The following is an 18,940-nucleotide window of genomic DNA, read 5'->3' as shown; positions in this document are numbered from 1 at the left end:
GGGTCGCGTTGCGGATGACCGGTTTTCACCGTATTGCCCCTTCTTGCTCGGGGGCAAGGCTTAGCGGCGTGCGGGTGCGGCGGCTCCGAGCAGTGCGGCACCGATCGCCGCGACCGGCACGCCGACCGGGGCCAGCTCGATCCGGTGCGCGAGATCCATCGACCGCAGGAAGTCTGAGCCCGTGGTTTGGTCCACGAGGGCGGCCCGCACGGCCTCGAGCAGCGGGGTGCCCACCGCGCTCACGCCGCCGCCGATCACGACGCGGGCGACGTCACAGGTCAGGACGAGGAGCCGCACGGCCGAAGCGACGGCGGACGCGAACTCGTCGCGGATCCGGACGGCGTCGGGGTCACCTGCCGCCGCCGCCTCGAAGAGCTCCGCGGGCGCCGGCCGTCCGGTGCGGCTGGGCCAGGCGGCGTCGAGGGCCGAGCCCGAGGCGTAGCGCTCGAGGCAGCCTCGCTGGCCGCACGCGCACGGGAGGCCGTCGGCCACCAGCGGGATGTGCCCGATCTCGCCGGCCGTGCCGTTGGCGCCGCGTCGGACGGCTCCGTCGAGCACCAGCCCGGCGGCGAGGCCGGTGCCCAGGGAGAGGAAGGCGAGGTCGGCCGGCCGGGGGTTGGTGCCGGTGCCAGCTCCGGTGCCCGAGTCCAGCAGGTGCGCGGCCCCGAGCGCTGCGGCGTTGAGGTCGTTGTCGACGTGGACGAGGACCCCGCCCAGGCGTTCGGCGAGGTGGGGGCCGAGCGCGACGGATTCGTGGATCCCGACGTTCACGGCATGCTCGATCCGGCCGGTGCGCGGATCGACCACGCCCGGGATCCCGACGCCGACCGCCGCGAGGGCCGAGACCCGGACGCCGGCCGCGTGGACGAGCTGCTCGACCGCACGGGCGGCGGTGTCGATGACGCCGGCAGCCCCCGTCACGGTGGGCAGGCGCACGCTGCCGAGCACCCGGGCCTCGGCGTCGAGAAGGACGCCGAGGATCTTCGTCCCGCCGACGTCCAGCCCGACCGACAGGTGTCCCCGGTACGGTCGGCGGTCGCCGTCGGACCGTGGGCTCATGCGGGCTCGATGGTGCTGACCGGCGCGATGTTGCTGACCAGTCCGGCGAACTGCGCCGCACGCTGCTCGTGGGTGCGCGGACGGCCGGCGACCCCGGGGCGGGTCTGCCACGGCAGCGGGCCGGTCTCTCGGCGGTACTCCACCCCGGCAGCGTCGAGCCGGGCGAGGTGCCCGTCGAGCCGCCGCGTGAAGTCGTCGTAGTCGCGCTCCGCTGAGCTCCACAGCGCCTCGGAGAGGGCGCACAACCGGGGGAAGGCGAAGAAGTCCACGGTCCGGGGGGAGTCCATGAACTCGGTCCAGATGTTCGCCTGGCCGCCGAGCACATGCCGTGCCTCGTCCGCCGTCAGGTCGGCCGGGACGGGCTCGAACTCGTAGACGTCCCGGGTGGTCAGCACGATGCCGACCGGGATCGGTTCACCCGGGGCGCCGGACTGGCGGTAGTCCAGGTAGACCTGGTCGTCCGGGCAGGACACGACGTCGTGGCCCAGTCGGGCGGCGGCGATCGCGCCGGTCAGCCCGCGCCAGGAGGCGACGGTGGCGCCGGGAGCGAGGCCGCCCTCGAGGATCTCGTCCCACCCGAACAGCTTGCGTCCGCGTGCGGTGAGGTGGTCGTCCAGGCGCTGGATGAACCAGCTCTGCAGCGCGTCCTCGTCGGCCACGCCGAGCTCCGCCATGCGTCGCTGCGTGGCGGCGTCGGTCCGCCACTGGTCCTTGGGGCACTCGTCGCCGCCGACGCCGATGTAGGCGGAGGGGAAGAGGTCCATCACCTCGTCGAGCACGTTGGTGAAGAAGTCGACGGTGCTCTCCTCGGCGTTGAGCACGTTCGGGTTGATCCCCCATCGGGTCCACACCTCGAGCGGCTCACCGGTCACGCCCAGCTCCGGGTAGGCCGCGAGCGCCGCCTGCACGTGTCCGGGCGACTCGATCTCCGGGACCACGGTGATGAACCGGGCCTGCGCGTAGGCGACGATCTCGCGGAGGTCGTCCTGGGTGTAGAAGCCGCCGTGGGGCCGGCCGTCGCCGGGGGCGTCGGTCGCCGGACCGACCTGGCTCTCGTGCCGCCAGGCGGCCACCTCGGTCAGCCGCGGGTAGCGCAGGATCTCGATCCGCCAGCCCTGGTCCTCGGTCAGGTGCAGGTGCAGCACGTTCAGCCGGTGCATGGCCAGCAGGTCGATGAGGCGCAGCAGGTCGTGCTTGGGCATGAAGTGCCGCGCGACGTCGAGCATGGTGCCGCGCCACGCGAACCGCGGCGCGTCGCGGACCTCGACCGCGGGGACGACCCACGGGGTGCCGGGAACGGCGCTGCGGCGGAAGATCGCCGGGGGGAGCAGCTGGAGCAGGGCCTGGCAGCCGTAGAAGACCCCGGCGGCGTCGCCGCCCTCGACGAGGATCTCGGCGGTCGTCACCACGAGTCGGAACGCCTCCGCGCCGAGCGCCGGTGTTCGCCTCAGCCGGATCGAACCCGCCGGGTCCGCGTTCAACGGCAGCCCGGTGGCGGGGCGCAGGGCACCCTGAAGCCAGGCCGCGACGCCCGCGAGGTCGGCGTCGGCGGAGATGCCCGTCGTGGCGTCGAGCTCGAACGCACCGTCCGCCGACTGCAGGTAGTGGGGGCGTGGAACCAGCATGAACAGGCCTCTCGATTGCACGACGACGTTCTACGACACGACCGTTCTAGGACACGGCGCTCTAGGACACCCCGAGGCGTTCGGACAGGACCATCACCGCGGCTCCACGGATGACGATGTCGGCGCCCAGCGTGGTCATCCGCAGGGTCAGGTCGCCGTGGAACTCGGTCATGGTCCGCTCGCGCAGGGTGCGCAGGGTCTCCTCGGCGAGGGGGCCCTCGAGCAGGTGGGTCGGACCGCTGAGCACGATCTCGGCGAGGTTGAGGGCGCCGACCACGGGGGCGAGCGCGATGCCGAGGTGCCGGCCGGCGTCCCGGAGGATCGGCTCCGCCGCGGTGGGCAGCGCGTCGGCGTCGGCGGCTGCTTCGGCCGCGGCGACGCGCGCATCCAGTCGGGGCACCGCGAGCCAGGTCTCGAGGCAGCCGAACTTGCCGCACGCGCACTCGTCGCCGCCGTTGGTCCCGACCATGACGTGGCCGATCTCCCCGGCGGCGTACCGGCTGCCCAGGAACAGGCTCCCGTTCAGCAGCAGGCCGGAACCGACCCCGTGACCGATCTTGATCAGCATCATGTCGGCGTCGGCGCCGCCGAAGCTGTGCTCGGCGAGCGCGGCCGCGCGAGCGTCGTTCCCGACGGTCACCGGGAGGTCGAGGTGCGCGCTCAGCTCCTCCTGGAGGTGCAGGTCGTGCCAGCCCAGGTTCGGGGCGCTGCGCACCACCCCGCTGGGATCGACCACCCCGGGCGACCCGACCCCGACGCCCAGGACGGGAGCGGTGGTCCGGGCGACGAGGGCCTGCGCGAGGGCGAAGACCTTGGCCTTGGCGGCGGCGCCGGTGCTGTGCCCGACGGCGACCTCGGCGCGCTCGAGGATGTGCCCGTCGAGGTCGAGCACCGCTCCTCGAAAGACCCGGAACTCGCTGAGGTCGAGGCCGATGATCTGGAACGCGTGGCGGTCGATGTCGAGCAGGGTGGCGGGCTTGCCGGGGCGAGCGTCGGCGCGGGGGCCGATCTCGATGACGAGGCCCTCGGTGATGAGCTCGGCGACCAGGTCAGAGACCGTCACCCGGGTCAGGCGGGTGCGGCGGGCGATGTCCGCGCGACTGAGCCGGCGGTCGCGGTACAGCGTCTGCAGCACGAGGGAGCGGTTGTGCCCGCGGACGTCTTCGGGGAGGACCTTCGTGCTCGGCCGGAGGATCCGGCCGTAGCGAAACCCGCCTGCCTGCGCATTCATCGCTGCCCCTTCGCCTGATCTGGTTGGGCCTCGGATCCTTGCAGAGGCCACCCTGCGGGCAAGCCTCCGCCGACCCCCGCTCGTTAGTAAAGCCCATGGACATACCCAGGGCAACCCCTTCTCGACGTCGGGCACGATCTGCCGCTCGATGGGGTCGGATCGGGTTTGTTTCAGCCGTGTAAAACCGTCGAAGGGGCCTTGACAACGGTTTGTAAGGCAAGTGTACTGACTGCATCGGGTGAACCTACCCAGCGCGCCTCGTACCGATGTTCCCGAGTTCAACCCTGAGGAGATCTCTTGCGCAACACACGTTATTTCGTCGTCGGTGCGATCGGCGCGGCGGCGGCCCTCACCCTGAGTGCGTGTGCCGGCAGCGGCACCGCCACGACCGTCCCGGAGGGAGCTGAGGCGACCATCGGCACGCCCGACGGCGCCGGCAAGACCCTCACCGTCTGGGCGATGGACGGCGACCTGAGCACCGCCTCGCTGGAGGCGATCAATGCGGAGTTCACCAAGCAGACCGGCGCGGAGGTCGACCTGCAGGTGCAGATGTCCTGGGAGGGAATCACCACCAAGGTGACCACCGCCCTCGCCACGTCCACCCCGCCGGACGTCTTCGACCTCGGGAACACGCAGATCCCCGGCTACGCCGCGAACGGCGGCCTGCTCGACCTGACGCCGTACAAGGCGGAGCTGGAGCAGGGCGGCACCTGGCTCACCGGCCTCGAGCTGCCGGCCACGGTCGACGGCAAGCTCTACGGGGTGCCGTCGTTCGCCGGCGACCGCGCCGTCATCTACAACAAGACCGTGTGGGCGGCCGCAGGCGTCACCGAGGAGCCCGCGACCTACGACGAGTTCATCGCGGCCCTCGACAAGGTCAAGGCCGCGAACACCGCGACGGACTTCTCCGCCTTCTACTTCCCCGGCCAGTACTGGTACGCCGGCATGCAGTGGGTCTGGGACGCCGGCGGCGACCTCGCGACGTTCACCGACGGCGAGTGGACGGCCGGGCTGTCCAGCGCCGAGGCGCAGACGGGCCTGAACGAGTACCTCGAGTTCCAGAACACCTACTCCGTGGCCGCGTCGCAGACCGTCGACATCCACGCGCCCGAGCAGACCCAGATCTTCGCGGACGGCAAGTCCTCGGCGTTCCTGGGCACCTCCGCCGAGGTGGGCCGCGTCAAGGAGGCCAACCCGGCCCTGACCGACGCCGATCTCGGCACGTTCCCCTTCCCCGGCACGTCGGGCCAGTCGCAGCCCGTCATGATCGGCGGGTCCGACTGGGGCATCGCCGCCAAGAGCAAGAACCCCGAGCTCGCGCTCGCGTGGACCAAGATCGCCGCCAGCCCGGAGATCCAGAACTCCTTCGTGTATGCGACGGACGGCTGGATCCCGAACAGCGTCGAGGCCGTCGAAGCGGCTCAGGGCGAGGGCATGTCGCCGTTGACCGCCGGGTTCTTCGCCGCCGCCCTCAACTCCAGGGCGACCCCGGCCGCCGCGAGCTGGCCGACGATCGAGGGGGACCTGAGCATCAACGAGTTCTTTGCCGCGATCGCCTCGGGAGCTCAGTCCCCGGCGGATGCCGCGAAGGGTTTTGACTCGCACATCGAGTCTGTCCTCAACGGCAACTGACGCAGTTCTCACGGGAGACCGAAACCATGCGTTCCTCCACGGTGGACGTCGTGCCGAGCGGGGGTGAGGCTGCGGTGGCGAGCTCGCCGCAGCCTCACCCCCGGCCACGACCGAAGAAGAACCTCGCCCCCTTCTGGCTCCTCACCCCGGCGGCGCTGGTTCTCCTGACGCTCACGATCGCGCCGATCCTGCTGCTGGTCGGCCTGTCGTTCACCGATTATGACCAGAAGTCGCTGTTCACCGGGGCGTTCGCCGGCGTGGGCGTGAGCCAGTACGCGTCGATCTTCACCGATCCCGAGTTCCTCTGGTCGCTCGTGCGCACCGTGTTGTTCGCGACGGCGCTGGTGGCGGGGAGCCTGGTGATCGGGATGGGGGTCTCCCAGCTGCTCACGCGGGTGGGCCGCACGATGCGCTACGTCGTGACGGTCGTGCTGATCTTCGCCTGGGCAGTGCCGAACGTGGCGTCGTCGCTCGTGTGGGTGTGGCTCTTCCAGCCGGGCTACGGCGTCGTGAACTGGCTGCTGACCCAGGCCAGGGTGTTCGGCGACATGACCGACGTGAACTGGGCGGAGTCGCCCGCGCTGGCGTACACGGCGATCTGGCTGCTCATCGTGTGGCAGGCGGTGCCGTTCATCGCCCTGACGCTCAACGCCGCCCAGACCCAGGTGCCGGCGGAGTACTTCGAGGCCGCGCGCCTCGACGGCGCGAACGAGTGGCGCATCTACCGGATGATCACGCTGCACTTCCTCAAGCCGACGTTGCTGCTGGTCGCGATCCTGTCCGTGATCTGGGACTTCAACGTGTTCAACCAGATCTGGCTCGTGTCCCAGGGGGGTCCGGGCAATGCGACCTCCACGCTCGGCATCTGGACCTACAAGACGGCGTTCGTCGGCTTCCACCTCGGTGAGGGCGCTGCGATCGCGGTGGTCACCACGGCGATGCTCATGGCGCTCACGGCGTACTACATCCGCAACCTGCTTCGATCGGGAGAAGAGCTGTGAGCACCTCCGCGCCGCCTCGCACGGCCGTCGGCGCCGCGTCGACCCGAGTCCCGCAGCGCGACCGGCGGCGGGGTCGTCGCCGCGGTCGCCGCCGCGTGGGCGCCAACCTCGTCGCCCTCATCTTCAGCGTGGTCTGGGTCTTCCCCGTCTACTGGATGATCAACACCGCGTTCAAGCCCCGGCCGGAGGTGATGACGGCCCAGCCGATCTTCTTCCCCCAGCACCCGACCGTGAGCAACTTCGTGAACGCGTTCGAGCAGTCGAACTTCCTGCTCGACCTGCGCAACTCGGTGATCGTCGTGGTCAGTGCGGTCCTGCTGTCGATCGTGCTCGGCGGGTTCGCGGCCGCGGCGCTGTCGCGATTCCGGTTCCGGGGCCGGCGCACCATCATGGTGGTCATTCTCGCGGTGCAGATGCTCCCGCCCACGGCCCTGCTCATCCCGACGTTCCTGGTGTTCAACGAGCTCAATCTCCTGGGCACCTTCGTCGGGCTGGTGCTCGCGTACGTGGCAACCGTGCTGCCGTTCTCGATCTGGGTGATGCGCGGGTTCTTCCTGGCCATCCCGTACGAGATCGAAGAGGCGGCGATGATCGACGGCGCCGGGACGTGGCGCATCCTGCGGAGCATCCTCTTCCCGCTCGTGCTGCCCGGCATCATCGCCACCAGCATCTTCGCGTTCATCACGGCGTGGAACGACTACCTGATCGCGTACACGTTCATGAAGGACTCCACGATGTACACGCTGCCGATCTGGCTCGCGTCGTTCTCCAACCCCCAGAGCGGCACCGACTTCGGTGGGCAGATGGCCGCCTCGGTGCTGTTCTCGCTGCCGGTCGTCGTCTTCTTCCTGCTGATCCAGCGCAAGCTCGTCACCGGGATGTCCGCCGGCGCGGTCAAGGGCTAGACAACTACCTTCTTCGGGGGTCAAAGAAATGAAAGCTCTCTACAAGTCGACCGCGGGACCGGGACTGCGCCTGGCCGAGCGGCCCGAGCCTCGCCCGGGCGCCGACGACGTGCTGATCCGGGTCGCCCGCACCGGTATCTGCGGCACCGACCTGCACATCGAGTCCTGGGACAGCTGGGCCGCCGGCGCCATCGACGCCCCTCTGGTCCCGGGGCACGAGTTCTCCGGCCACGTCGTCGAGGTCGGTGAGAACGTCCGGTCCGTGGCCGTCGGGGACGTGGTCTCCGCCGAGGGGCACGTGGTGTGCGGGCGCTGTCGCAACTGCCGCGCCGGGCGTCGGCACCTGTGCATCCACACCTCGAGCCTGGGGGTCAACCGGGACGGCGCGTTCGCCGAGCTCGTGGTGATCCCCGAGAGCAACGTGTGGCGGCATCCGGCCGGGATCGACCTGGACCTCGCCGCCGTGTTCGACCCGCTGGGCAACGCGGTGCACACGGCGTTGTCGTTCCCGTTGGTCGGCGAGGACGTGCTCATCACAGGCGCCGGGCCGATCGGGCTGATGGCGGCAGCGGTCGCCCGGCACGTCGGGGCGCGGTACGTGGTCGTGACCGACGTCAACGAGGCGCGCCTCGAGCTGGCCCGCACGATGGGGGTCGACGAGGCGGTCAACGTCGGGCACGAGCGGGTCGCCGCCGCCCAGCAGCGCCTCGGCATGCGGGAGGGCTTCGATGTGGCGCTCGAGATGAGCGGGTCGCCTGCCGCGCTCCCGGAGATCCTCGCGAACCTCAAGCACGGCGCGCACGTGGCGCTGCTCGGCCTGCCGAGCCAGCCGATCTCGATCGACTGGGCGCAGGTGGTGACCCACATGATCACCATCAAGGGCATCTACGGCCGCGAGATCTTCGAGACCTGGTACGCCATGAACGCGATGATCGGCAAGGGCCTCGACGTCTCGCCGGTGATCACGGACCGCTTCGCCGTCGGCGACTGGGAGGCGGCCTTCGCCGCCGCGCGCGACGGCGACCGGGGCAAGGTCGTCATCGACTGGAGCGGGGAGTAGAAGCGTGTACACGAATGTTCGGGCCGACCTCAGGGCGACCCTCGACGAGATCCGGGCGGCCGGTCTGTACAAGACCGAACGCGTGCTTGCGTCCCCGCAGTCGGCGCACGTGAGCGCCGGCGGCGAGCAGGTTGTGAACTTCTGCGCCAACAACTACCTGGGCCTGGCCAACCACCCGCAGCTGGTGGCGGCGGCGAAGGCGTCGCTGGACGCGTGGGGCTTCGGGATGGCCAGCGTGCGGTTCATCTGCGGCACCCAGACCCAGCACATCGAGCTCGAGAGCAGGCTGTCGTCGTTCCTCGGGACCGAGGCCACGATCCTGTTCCCGTCCTGCTTCGACGCCAACGGCGGGGTGTTCGAGGTGCTGCTCGGGGCCGACGACGCCGTCATCTCGGATGCGCTCAACCACGCGTCGATCATCGACGGCATCCGGTTGTGCAAGGCGGCGCGCTACCGGTACCGCAACCGCGACATGGCGGACCTGGAGGCCCAGCTGCAGGCGGCGAGCGGTGCCCGACGGCGGCTGATCGTCACCGACGGGGTGTTCTCGATGGACGGCTTCTTCGCGCCGCTGAACGAGATCTGCGACCTGGCCGAGCGCTACGACGCGCTCGTGATGGTCGACGACTCCCACGCCGTGGGCTTCGTCGGGCCGTCGGGCGCGGGGACGCCGGAGCTCTTCGGGGTGCGGGACCGGGTCGACATCGTCTCGGGCACCCTCGGCAAGGCCCTGGGCGGCGCCTCGGGCGGCTACCTCAGCGCGCACGCCGAGATCGTGGACCTGCTGCGTCAGCGGGCGCGGCCGTACCTGTTCTCCAACGCGGTCGCTCCCTCGGTGGTGGCCGCCTCGCTGGTCGCGCTCGATCTGGTCGCCGACGGGGCCGAGCAGCGCGCGACCCTGTGGCGCAACGCCCGCGACTTCCGCGAGCGGATGACCGCCGCCGGCTTCGACCTGCTGCCGGGCGAGCACGCGATCATCCCGGTGATGTTCCCGGACGCGCACGACGCCGTCGCGGTCGCGGACGCGCTGTTGTCGCGCGGGATCTACGTGACCCCGTTCTCCTACCCGGTCGTCCCGCTCGGCCAGGCCCGGATCCGCGTGCAGATCTCGGCCATCCACTCCGCCGACGACATCGAGAGGTGCGTGCAGGCCTTCGTGGACGCGCGCGGCACCCTCGCCGGCCGCTCGCCCGAGGGGGTCTGACTACCCGCGCGCGGTGAGCAGGGCCTGGCCGGCCCGCCAGAACGCCACGAGCTCGGCGATGCTGCCCATCTGCGTGTAGTCGCGGAGCGCCCCGAACGGCGCGTTCCAGAACTCCGAGTCGCCGTGCTGGCCGCTGCTCACGTACGCGTACGGCGTGGCATGGAAGGAGTCTCCGGCGGAGGCGCCGTAAGAGGTGTCGTCCAGCAGGATCGCCACGTCGAAGTGCTCGGGCCACAGGATCGGGTTCACCTCCGGCGCCATCACCCGCAGGGCCGCGTCGGCCAGGCGGAACCAGGCCTCGATCAGCCTGGCCGACGCCGGGTCGAGCGAGGCGTCGTCGGCGGACCCCTCGTTGCTGCCGTCGGGGTACTCGCCGGCGGGCGCGCCGAACTCGACCCCGAGCAACTCCGCCAGGTCGCCGAACGTGCCGCCGACGGCGACCCGACGGCTCTCGTCGAGGACCAGGTCGGTGCCGTCGAGCCGCAGGGCAGGCTCCCCGGTGGTGGCGAAACCGCTGGGCGTCACCCGCAGGGCGAGCCCGCCGCCCGCACGTCGCTGGGGTCCGGCGAGCAGGCACTCGGCGATGCCGTGCAGCCGGCCGCGGGTCGTGGCCAGGATGTACTGGTCCGGTCCGGACGCCGCCGCCGATTCCTGGTCCATCTGGTCCTCCTGGGTTGTCCGGTCTGTCTTGAGCTTTCCGCAGCGACCGGCCGGGTGCAACGGGGGACCGGCGGCCCCCCGTCGGGCCGGTGGCGGCCCGGCGGACGAGAATGCGGGGGGTGACCCCCTGGGTGCTGCACGTCGACCTGGACCAGTTCATCGCGGCCGTCGAGCTGCTGCGCCGCCCCGAGCTGCGCGGGCGCCCCGTCGTCGTCGGCGGGGATGGCGACCCGACCAAGCGCGGCGTGGTGAGCACCGCCTCGTACGAGGCGCGCGCGTTCGGCGTGCACTCGGGGATGCCGCTGCGGACCGCGGCGCGGAAGTGCCCCGACGCGGTGTTCCTGGCCGTCGACCGGGAGCTCTACGAGGCCGCCTCCGCCACCGTCATGGCCACGCTCCACGAGCTCGATGCGATCGTGGAGGTGGTCAGTTGGGACGAGGCGTTCCTCGGCGTGGAGGCCGCCGACCCGGAGGCGTTCGCCCAGGAGATCCGGCGGCGCGTCCGGGCGGCCACCGACCTGGACTGCAGCGTGGGCATCGGGCAGAACAAGCTGCAGGCCAAGCTAGCCACCGGCTTCGCCAAGCCCGCCGGCGTCTTCCGGCTGACCGACGCGACGTGGTTCGCCGTGCTCGGTGATCGGTCGACCGACGCGCTGTGGGGCATCGGCGCCAAGACGGCCAAGCGGCTGAGCGCGCTGGGGATCGACACGGTGCGCGATCTCGCGCGGGCCGATCCGCACGTGCTCGCGGCGACGCTCGGCCCGACGACCGGCCCGTGGCTGGTAGCCCTCGGGCAGGGGCGGGGCAGCTCGACGGTGGACAGTGCACCGTATGTCGCCCGCTCCCACAGTCGGGAGACCACGTTCCAGCGGGACCTCGAGGACTGGGACCGGGTGCGCGCGGAGGTCGCCGTCCTCGGGCGGGGCGTGGCCGCCGCCGTCGGGCAGGAGGGACGTCGTGCCGTGCGCGTCGTGGTGAAGGTCCGCTACGCGCCCTTCCGTACCAGCACCCATGGGCGGGCGCTGGCCGCGCCGACGTCGGACCCCGGCGTGATCGAGGCGGCCGCCCTGGCGGCGCTGGACGCGTTCGAGGGGGACCGGCCGGTGCGGCTGCTCGGGGTCCGCGCCGAGCTCGAGGACGCCGGGCTCGCGGACTGAGCGGGCTCGCGGACGGAGCGGCCTCAGCGGGGCGAGCGTCGGCCGCCGGGGGCGCCGCGCAACGTCGCGAGGGGTGACCGCAGCCGCGCAGGCAGGCCGGCCACGACGTTGTCGTAGGAGTCCTCGATCAGCTCCTCGACGAAGCCCAGGTCGGCTTCCGGGCTGAGCTCGACGGTGATCCAGTGCCGCTTGTTCATGTGGAAGCCCGGTCGGACGATCTCGTGCGCGGCGATGAGCAACGGCACCTCGTCGGGCTCGGCCTTGAGGTTGACGATCAGGTGGTCGCTGACGCGCGGGTTGTTCCACAGCAGGGCGAACATCTTGCGGTGGATCCGGAACACGTCGCTGTCCGGGCCGAACGGCGAGTCGACTGCAGTGCCCGGGAGCGCGAGGCAGGTCGCGCGACACCACAGCGCGGGGCTTGCCAGGTGCACCGGACGGTCAGCCACGCCGCCCACCGTAGCCGTGAATCGTCGATCGACCGGTCACTCGACGTGCGGTGCCTCGGTCCCCGACATGGCCCGGTGCCGGACGGTCGCGCCGAGCGCCGGCAGGTGCTCCGGGTCCTCGAAGCGGGCGAGCCGGCTCGGCCACCACATGTGTCGCCCGACGTCCAGGTTCAGCGCGGTGACCAGCACGGAGCGCACGATCAGGGTGTCGAGCAGGACCCCCAGCGCGACGGCGAACCCGATCTCGGCGAACGACACGACGGGCAGGGTGGCAAGCACCGCGAAGGTGCCGGCGAGCACCAGCCCGGCTGACGTGATCACGCCGCCCGTCGCGCCGAGCCCGATGAGCGCGCCACGTCTCGTGCCGAACTGCTTGGCCTCCTCGTGGACGCGTGTCATGAGGAAGATGTTGTAGTCGATCCCGAGGGCGACCAGGAACACGAAGACGAACAGCGGCATCGACGTGTCCGCGCCGGCGAAGCCGAACAGATGGCGGAACGCGAGCGCGCTGATCCCCAGGGCCGCGGCGAACGAGAGCACCACGGTCGCGATCAGGATCACCGGTGCGACGACGGCGCGCAGGAGCAGCATGAGGATGACGAGGACCACCGCGAGGATCAGCGGGATGATCACCCAGTTGTCCCGGTTCGAGGCGGTCAGCGTGTCGCCACGGGTCGCGGTGTCGCCGCCCGCGATCGCGTCGGCGCCGTCGACCTGGTGGATCGCGTCGCGTACCCGGTCCACGGTGTCGATCGCGGCCTGGCTGTCGGGGGCGGACTCCAAGGTCCCCGCCAGGTAGGCCAGGTCGCCGCGGACGATCGGGTCGGTGACCTCCGTGATGCCCGGGACGTCCGTCATGGCGGCGCCCACGGCGGGGGCGTGGTCGGCGTTGGCGATCACCACGACCGGCTGCCCGGAGCCGGCCGGGAAGTGGTCCGCCAGGACCTGCTCGCCGACCACGGAGTCCGGCGTTCCGTAGAACGCGTCCTTGTTCTGCAGCCCGACGGCGTTGAGCTGGAAGATGCCGAGCGCGGCGACGACCAGAACGGCCGACGTGCCCACCCACGTCGCTCGCGGGGCGCGCGCGACGCGACGGCCGACCCTGGCCCAGAAGCCCGTCAGGGTGTGGTCGGCCGATCCGAAGGCAGGCCGCACGGGCCAGAAGACCCAGCGCCCGCAGATGACCAGCAGGGCGGGCAGGAAGGTGAGCATGACCATCAGCCCGACGGCGATTCCCACCGCGGCAACCGGACCCAGACCCCTGGTCGAGTTCATGCTCGCCGCGAGCAGGCAGAGCATGCCGGCGATGACGGTCGCCCCACTGGCGAAGATCGCCGGAGCCGTGCGCTGCAGTGCGAACGCCATCGCCTCGTGCCGGTCCTGGTGCCGTCGCAGCTCTTCGCGGTACCGCGCGACCAGCAGCAGGGCGTAGTCCGTCCCGGCGCCGAAGACCAGCACGGTGAGGATCCCGGCGCTCTGCGCGTTCACCGTCAGGTCGGCGCGGGTGGCCAGGACGTAGACCACCGCCTGGGCGACGGTCAGGGCGAGACCGGCCGAGACCACCGGGAGCAGCCAGAGGAACGGGCTGCGATAGGTGACCAGGAGGATGACCACCACGACCACGACCGCGGCGTAGAGCAGCTTGCCGTCGATCCCGGCGAAGGCCTCCGCGGAGTCCGCGGCGAAGCCGCCGGGTCCGGTGACGTGCACGGCCAGACCGCTCGGGCTGTCCGACGCGATGGCGCGCAGGTCCTCCACGACGCCGGAGAGGGAGTCCCAGCCGCCGGTGCCAGCGTTGATCGGCACCACGACCTGCAGCGCCAGCCCGTCGGGGGAGGGGATCGGCCCGACGGGGTCGTGCTCGACCAGTGCCAGCGAGTTGAACTCGGCGACCTGTCCGGTCACGGAGGCGAGATCCTGCGTAGTCACCCCGCCGGCGCGTTCGTAGACCAGGATCGCCGGGATCTCGTCCTTGGGCTGGAACTGCTCCGCCGCCTGGATCACCTTGGTCGACTCGGCATCCCCGGGGAGCCACGACACGGCGTCATTCTCCTGGGCACCCGCGAGGAGACTGGACGGCCCGATCGTCAGGGCGGCGATGATCAGCCAGAAGGCCACCACCACCCACTTGGACCGTCGCCCGGCGGGGAGCCAGGCGAGCTTGCTGATCTTGGCGATTCGATCTGTGCTCATCGAGGGCCCCCTGTGCGGCGGACAGGACAACGATCAGAACCGAGCATCCACGCTAGGTGCCCGCGGACCGGTTCGACAAGGGGTGCGACCCCACTTGCCGCCTCCTGATTTCCGCGCCGGACTACCGCCCGGGTCGGTACCCCCCGGTCAGCGCCTCGATGGGCGCGATCGCGACCAGGTCCTTGACGGCGTCGGCGAGATCCGCATCGAACGTGATGAACGCGTCGGCCTGGAGCTGGGTCAAGGCGATGTACTCGGCGTCCAAGGTCCCGGGCCACCCGAGCTGGTCGGCGATCTTCCAGGACACCTTCTGCAGGACGCGGTCCCCGAGAAGTCGAATCCGCAGCGCGCGCACGTAGTCGAGCTGCCGCTCGGCGTCCGGGCGGGCCAGCTCGTCGCGACGCACCGCCTGGTAGAGGAGCGTCAGCACCTGGGAGCGGATGAGCGTCGGAGCGAGGACCTGGTGCTCGTCGGGGATCACGGCCTGGTCGCGGGCAAGTCGCAGGGCGACGTCCGGACCGATCACGAATCTGGTCATGGGATCACCTGTTCATCACGATGGGACGACCGCTGCCTCAAGGTACGGCGACCGCGCTCCTCGCGCAGGGCGCGCATAGGCAGCCAACCGTGGCCTGAATCGCACCCACCAGCCTCTGCATGCCTACGAAGACCCCATAGCCTTCCGCGCGGGCAAACCGATGATCTTCGTGGCACCTCGCTCTCAGGTGCCAGCGAACGCCACACGGCTCCCCGCGGCCACGCCGAACGACGAGGTGCTGTTTGAGCTCGACGCGAGCGCCGTGGGAACGCGCACGGGCCGCGTCGACCTGCGAGGGGCGCGCTCAGCACCGGTTAGCCACCTAACCGGCGCTCGACTCTGCGCGTGCAAGCGATGAGTTGGGGATTAGGTTGCCTACGCTCATTCGATCACTTCTTGACCTGATCAACGACACGGAGGAGCTCATTCGTATCCATGTCGACGATCACAATGGACTTTCCTGCCCAAGCTTCCTGCAATGCGGGTAGGTAGCTCGGGTCTTGCCCGCATACAAGGCGATCCCACGTTGAGATCACTTCACCGGAGTCAGTCTCGATGAGCGCGACCCGCGGGTGCTCCCTCATCAGGGGCTCGGGCCACTGCGCCGGGTCATCGATCACGGTCCCGTTCTCGTCAGCTGGTGTCGAACTCCACCAGCCCTCAAGATCACCGGGCATCGGTCCCGATGGAGGGAACTCCGCGCAGAGCGCTGGCGCGCGGGCTCCGCCAAGACCGTCGCCCGCCGGTGTGGTCGTCGACTGCTGTGGTGCAGCGTTCCCTCCCGTGGAAGGCACGCAAGCCGTTGCTAGCAGAATGACCAGGCTCACCGAGCAAGTCAGCGCAGCGACACGAACATTAGCCACCGATAGATCCCTTCCAGGTGAAAAAGTGCGCTCGGGTTCGAATCATGCACGACGCATCGGTTGCAGGCTGAGTTGCCTGATACGTGCCGTCGAGCGACTTCGGCGCCATGTCATCGACAATGGGGGCTTCGCGGATCAACACCGCGCGTGCGGCATGGCGTCCACCGTGCTGCTCAATGACCACGAGGCTGAACCGGCGAATCTCATGGTGTACCTCCGGCCCCTCGACCATCGGATCGGAAACGCTCGGTCTCCATCATGCTCGGAGCGGGCCGCTGCTGACCATCGAACGGCGCTTGGCGACAGCCAAGCGGTGTCAGCTTCGATGCGGCGTCGCTCCGCAGTGCCAGCGTAATGAGCGTTCCCCCGGGAACGTTCGGTCCCAAGAACTGAGATGGAATCGTCCACGGTCTCCGTCCACACCTTTCCGCAGGAACGCACGGGCTAACGGGTGGACGGCCCCGCGCGAGGGTTTCGGTCCGTCGAGGGACTTGAGCCGGGTTCATCTGAGCGAGGAAGCTCCCGCACGGTGATCGCGAATCAGTCAAAATGATGATCCGGCAGATCGAGTCCGATAGGTGGCGATCCATGTTTGCCCTGGCCTGGCGCTGGGTGGTGCGAGCTGTGACCGGGTACGTCCTGCTGATCGCGCTACTTGCTGTCGGCTTTGCATTGTTCCAGCCGACCTTGGACTGGAGCCGAGTTGGCGGCCTCGATTCGCTCATCGTCAGCTACGCATTCTGGGTCGTCGTCATGGCCCCCGTCCTCGCACTTGCTGGCCTCGCCGAGGCGGTCGCCGTCTGGCTCGCGCTCCGTATGTCGGCAGGCTCGACGACGGCCGGTGCGATCACGGCAGGCACCAGCGGCGCGCTGATTGTCATGGCCTTCACGCTCATCTACTCAGAGCCACGAGCGGTCGACTTGGTCGGATACGGCCTGGGAAGTGTGGTTGCTGGGGCCATCGCAGCCTGGCTGACTGTGCGTGACACCTCGAGGATTTCGTCGGTGGCCAACTGGGTTGGGCGACTGCGACGGGAGGGAGTGTCCGCACTGGTGAGCGACCAGCCGGCCGACAATCGCTGACATCCGCCCACAAGACGACCCCACCCGGCCTCCCATGCTCCGTCGCCACCCACAACCGACCCGGGCATTCCAACCCGCGCATGACGATTGCGGCTAGGCCAGGCCCAAAGCTGGCGCAACAGCTCGCAGCGACAGCCAAGCACTGTTTCGCCGAGCGCCCCGGGGACCGGTGGAGCCGACCTCGCCGGCCGCCGAACATCACTTGGCGCCACGCAACCAGCCGACGGAATCGGTGCTGAGCGGACACCTCTATGCGGAGCTCTACTCGGTAGCGACGATCTCGAAGCCGACTCTCACCCGCGTTGTGAGGTCTCGCCCGAGCCACGCACGAAGGTCGACAGGGACATCTCGCGCCGCCACGGGTTCCGGCAAGCCCGTGGTGAGCGCGTCGAGGGGCCAGTGCAGAACTCCGTCAGCATCAGCGCGCGCAATCAACTCACCGAGCGGGATGCCAGAGAACCGTGCGTCATCAGGTGTTGTGCCTTCAGAAAGCGGTCCATCATCCCAACGGTCCGTCACCCAAGTGCGAATTCGCACCACATGCGCCTCCCAGTGGGCTCGAAACGGACCTCTCAAACTGCGGGTCGACGGCGAGCATGTGTCGCTGCCCGACGTCGTGGTGACACGTCGCGAGCGTAACCGCCCGGCGCGCCACCGGAGGCAAGTAAAGCTGCTCAAACAGCGGGCGCCCGATCCACCTCGAGGGAGACGTCCGCGAGCAGGCGGTAGCGCTCGATGAGGCAGTAGACGTTTGTGTAGTCGACGCTTCACGACAGGTAAGCGGCGGCCGGTCGCGGTGACTCGTACTCGAGTCCCACGTCCCGCTCGACCCCGTGGCTGCGACACTGCGAGCATGTGGATCGACGATGCAGGGGTGCTCAAAACCGTAGCGCTGCCGGATCCGACCGCGCCTATGACGTCGGGTTTCCGTGATGGGCTGGATGTGCTCATTGCGCAGCGCCGCACCGATCTTCGAACGACCCTCGATCTGGCCGAAGAGCGCGTCTTCGACTCCGACTGGTCGAACCTTCCCAAGGATTGTGTCTACGTTGCGTCTCCGCCTCCGATCGGGCTCTTGCGGGGCGCCATAGTCACCCCGGAGGACGTCGCCCGAGTGATCGCGGAGGTCAGCCCGCGCTGGCGTCTGGACGCGATCATGGCGATCGCCGACTACGTCGACTGACGAGGTTTCCCGAGCAGATGCTCCGGCCGTCGGCATGACACCCGCGCGATAGGCGCAATCGAACACGACACCAGCACGATCGCTTCGGTCGGCAGAGCCGGTCAGCTCCCTACGTCTTCAACGGTCACGTGTCGTCGTCGGAATCGTCGGTAGTCCGAGTCGTGCAACAGTTCGGTCACACACATTCAAAACGGATGGCGACGGAAGCTGGACGCCGGCTCTGTCTCCCAGAACCGCAGCCGACATCTGTAGTTCGTTAGCCGAACGTATGCAGCCAGGGTGCCAGTGGCAAAGGTGGCAATATATGTCCTCGTACCGCCATGACTCGCTCGAGCGCTGGCAGTGTCGTCAGCACGTCGGCGTTGACCAAGTCTCCGTTGTAGTACAAGATCACCCGGCGCAATTTGCGACAAGTGGCCAACGGGGCAAGGTCGACGATGTTGTCGAGGCGTTTGCGGCCGCGGTGATTCACCACGATCTCCTCGAGATTCGGCAGTGACTCCACGCCTTGAAGTGAGGAGACACCGGCGCCCTGGATGTCGAGGATCTCCAGGTTGACCGGAGGCACGTCAGTCCGCAGATCGAACTCCCGGACACGAACGCCCCGCGCGATCTCGATGCTCACGGATTTCAGTTTTCGGCAACCGGAGATCATATTCAGCGAACCGTCTCGCACCGCACCAAGAACCAATACCTCGAGGTACGAGAAGTCGGAGAGTGGCCCTTCGATCTGCCCGATATCGACCGATGCATATCTCAGGCGCGGGAAGTAATCTCCCCTAAGTGGCTTTTTCGACTTGCCCAGAAGTGTCAATGATTCTAATTCTGCCAGGGCCAGTTTGGGGAGCTCCGGAATAGAGTGACCCGGCGCCCACACTGTGAGTTGCTTGACGGACATCTCAGTTAGCCAGTCTAGGCTGACATTCCTGCCCCGCAATGCGCCGCTCAGTAGTGAAAGCCTCACTATGGCGGAGGTTCGCAGATAATTCAGATCGTCAACGGAAGGCGGCTCATCAAACTGGCTCTTCACAATCGAGGGTGTAGTTGGGGTCGGAAGCCGCCGGATTCCAGCAGTGCTCGGGCGACGTAGTTTGTGA

At 69.3% G+C, this 18,940-nt stretch carries 17 protein-coding genes; 8 read left to right on the top strand and 9 right to left on the bottom strand.

Annotated elements, in window-relative coordinates; genetic code table 11:
- Positions 1-60 precede the first annotated feature (60 nt).
- The 3 genes from EUA98_RS16920 to EUA98_RS16910 form a co-directional block, all read right to left on the bottom strand.
- Complete coding sequence (locus tag EUA98_RS16920) at positions 61-1,059, bottom strand: ROK family protein (protein ID WP_130103872.1); 999 nt, start codon at positions 1,057-1,059, stop codon at positions 61-63.
- Complete coding sequence (locus EUA98_RS16915) at positions 1,056-2,684, bottom strand: beta-N-acetylhexosaminidase (RefSeq protein ID WP_130103871.1); 1,629 nt, start codon at positions 2,682-2,684, stop codon at positions 1,056-1,058. The genes EUA98_RS16920 and EUA98_RS16915 overlap by 4 nt, the downstream gene beginning before the upstream one ends.
- A 61-nt stretch (positions 2,685-2,745) precedes the next feature.
- Positions 2,746-3,915, bottom strand: coding sequence for an ROK family transcriptional regulator (locus tag EUA98_RS16910; RefSeq protein ID WP_130103870.1), 1,170 nt, complete (start codon positions 3,913-3,915; stop codon positions 2,746-2,748).
- 297 nt (positions 3,916-4,212) lie between these two features.
- Between EUA98_RS16910 and EUA98_RS16905 the strand changes: the two genes are divergently transcribed.
- From EUA98_RS16905 to EUA98_RS16885, 5 genes are read left to right on the top strand one after another with little or no spacing between them, the layout of a single operon-like run.
- Complete coding sequence (locus EUA98_RS16905) at positions 4,213-5,547, top strand: extracellular solute-binding protein (protein ID WP_130103869.1); 1,335 nt, start codon at positions 4,213-4,215, stop codon at positions 5,545-5,547.
- Between the two features lie 26 nt (positions 5,548-5,573).
- Positions 5,574-6,548, top strand: coding sequence for a carbohydrate ABC transporter permease (locus EUA98_RS16900; protein WP_130103868.1), 975 nt, complete (start codon positions 5,574-5,576; stop codon positions 6,546-6,548).
- A complete protein-coding gene (locus EUA98_RS16895; RefSeq protein ID WP_207219126.1) occupies positions 6,545-7,453 on the top strand; it encodes a carbohydrate ABC transporter permease in 909 nt (302 codons plus the stop codon). The genes EUA98_RS16900 and EUA98_RS16895 overlap by 4 nt, the downstream gene beginning before the upstream one ends.
- Positions 7,454-7,481: 28 nt before the next feature.
- Positions 7,482-8,513, top strand: a complete 1,032-nt coding sequence (tdh, locus tag EUA98_RS16890) for an L-threonine 3-dehydrogenase (protein ID WP_130103867.1) — start codon at positions 7,482-7,484, stop codon at positions 8,511-8,513.
- 4 nt (positions 8,514-8,517) lie between these two features.
- Entirely contained in the window at positions 8,518-9,717 is a 1,200-nt protein-coding gene (locus EUA98_RS16885; protein ID WP_130103866.1) for a glycine C-acetyltransferase, read from the top strand.
- Here the strand turns inward: EUA98_RS16885 and EUA98_RS16880 are convergent, their stop codons facing one another.
- Positions 9,718-10,377, bottom strand: a complete 660-nt coding sequence (locus EUA98_RS16880; RefSeq protein ID WP_130103865.1) for a hypothetical protein — start codon at positions 10,375-10,377, stop codon at positions 9,718-9,720. It abuts the gene before it with no gap.
- 110 nt (positions 10,378-10,487) lie between these two features.
- Between EUA98_RS16880 and EUA98_RS16875 the strand changes: the two genes are divergently transcribed.
- A complete protein-coding gene (locus tag EUA98_RS16875; protein ID WP_130103864.1) occupies positions 10,488-11,534 on the top strand; it encodes a DNA polymerase IV in 1,047 nt (348 codons plus the stop codon).
- Between the two features lie 23 nt (positions 11,535-11,557).
- On the opposite strand, the gene EUA98_RS16870 is transcribed toward EUA98_RS16875, so the two are convergent.
- From EUA98_RS16870 to EUA98_RS16855, 4 genes are all read right to left on the bottom strand, one after another.
- On the bottom strand, positions 11,558-11,983 hold the full coding sequence (locus EUA98_RS16870) for an MmcQ/YjbR family DNA-binding protein (protein WP_242511637.1): 426 nt from the start codon (positions 11,981-11,983) through the stop codon (positions 11,558-11,560).
- A gap of 36 nt (positions 11,984-12,019) precedes the next feature.
- Complete coding sequence (locus EUA98_RS16865; RefSeq protein WP_130103863.1) at positions 12,020-14,176, bottom strand: MMPL family transporter; 2,157 nt, start codon at positions 14,174-14,176, stop codon at positions 12,020-12,022.
- A 121-nt stretch (positions 14,177-14,297) separates the two neighbouring features.
- Positions 14,298-14,714, bottom strand: a complete 417-nt coding sequence (locus tag EUA98_RS16860) for a type II toxin-antitoxin system VapC family toxin (RefSeq protein ID WP_130103862.1) — start codon at positions 14,712-14,714, stop codon at positions 14,298-14,300.
- Positions 14,715-15,103: 389 nt separating this feature from the next.
- Positions 15,104-15,391, bottom strand: a complete 288-nt coding sequence (locus tag EUA98_RS16855) for a hypothetical protein (protein ID WP_130103861.1) — start codon at positions 15,389-15,391, stop codon at positions 15,104-15,106.
- Positions 15,392-16,165: 774 nt separating this feature from the next.
- On the opposite strand from EUA98_RS16855, the gene EUA98_RS16850 reads away from it, so the two are divergent.
- Positions 16,166-16,660, top strand: coding sequence for a hypothetical protein (locus EUA98_RS16850; RefSeq protein ID WP_130103860.1), 495 nt, complete (start codon positions 16,166-16,168; stop codon positions 16,658-16,660).
- Positions 16,661-17,513: 853 nt separating this feature from the next.
- Positions 17,514-17,843, top strand: coding sequence for a hypothetical protein (locus tag EUA98_RS16845; protein WP_130103859.1), 330 nt, complete (start codon positions 17,514-17,516; stop codon positions 17,841-17,843).
- A gap of 256 nt (positions 17,844-18,099) precedes the next feature.
- On the opposite strand, the gene EUA98_RS16840 is transcribed toward EUA98_RS16845, so the two are convergent.
- The coding region (locus EUA98_RS16840; RefSeq protein ID WP_207219125.1) for a leucine-rich repeat domain-containing protein at positions 18,100-18,940 on the bottom strand (841 nt) is incomplete at its 5' end.

The organism is Pengzhenrongella frigida, from assembly GCF_004168625.1.
Taxonomy (GTDB): domain Bacteria; phylum Actinomycetota; class Actinomycetes; order Actinomycetales; family Cellulomonadaceae; genus Pengzhenrongella; species Pengzhenrongella frigida.
The sequence above is the reverse complement of the archived record's forward strand: the minus strand, read 5'-3'. Positions and strand labels throughout refer to the sequence as shown.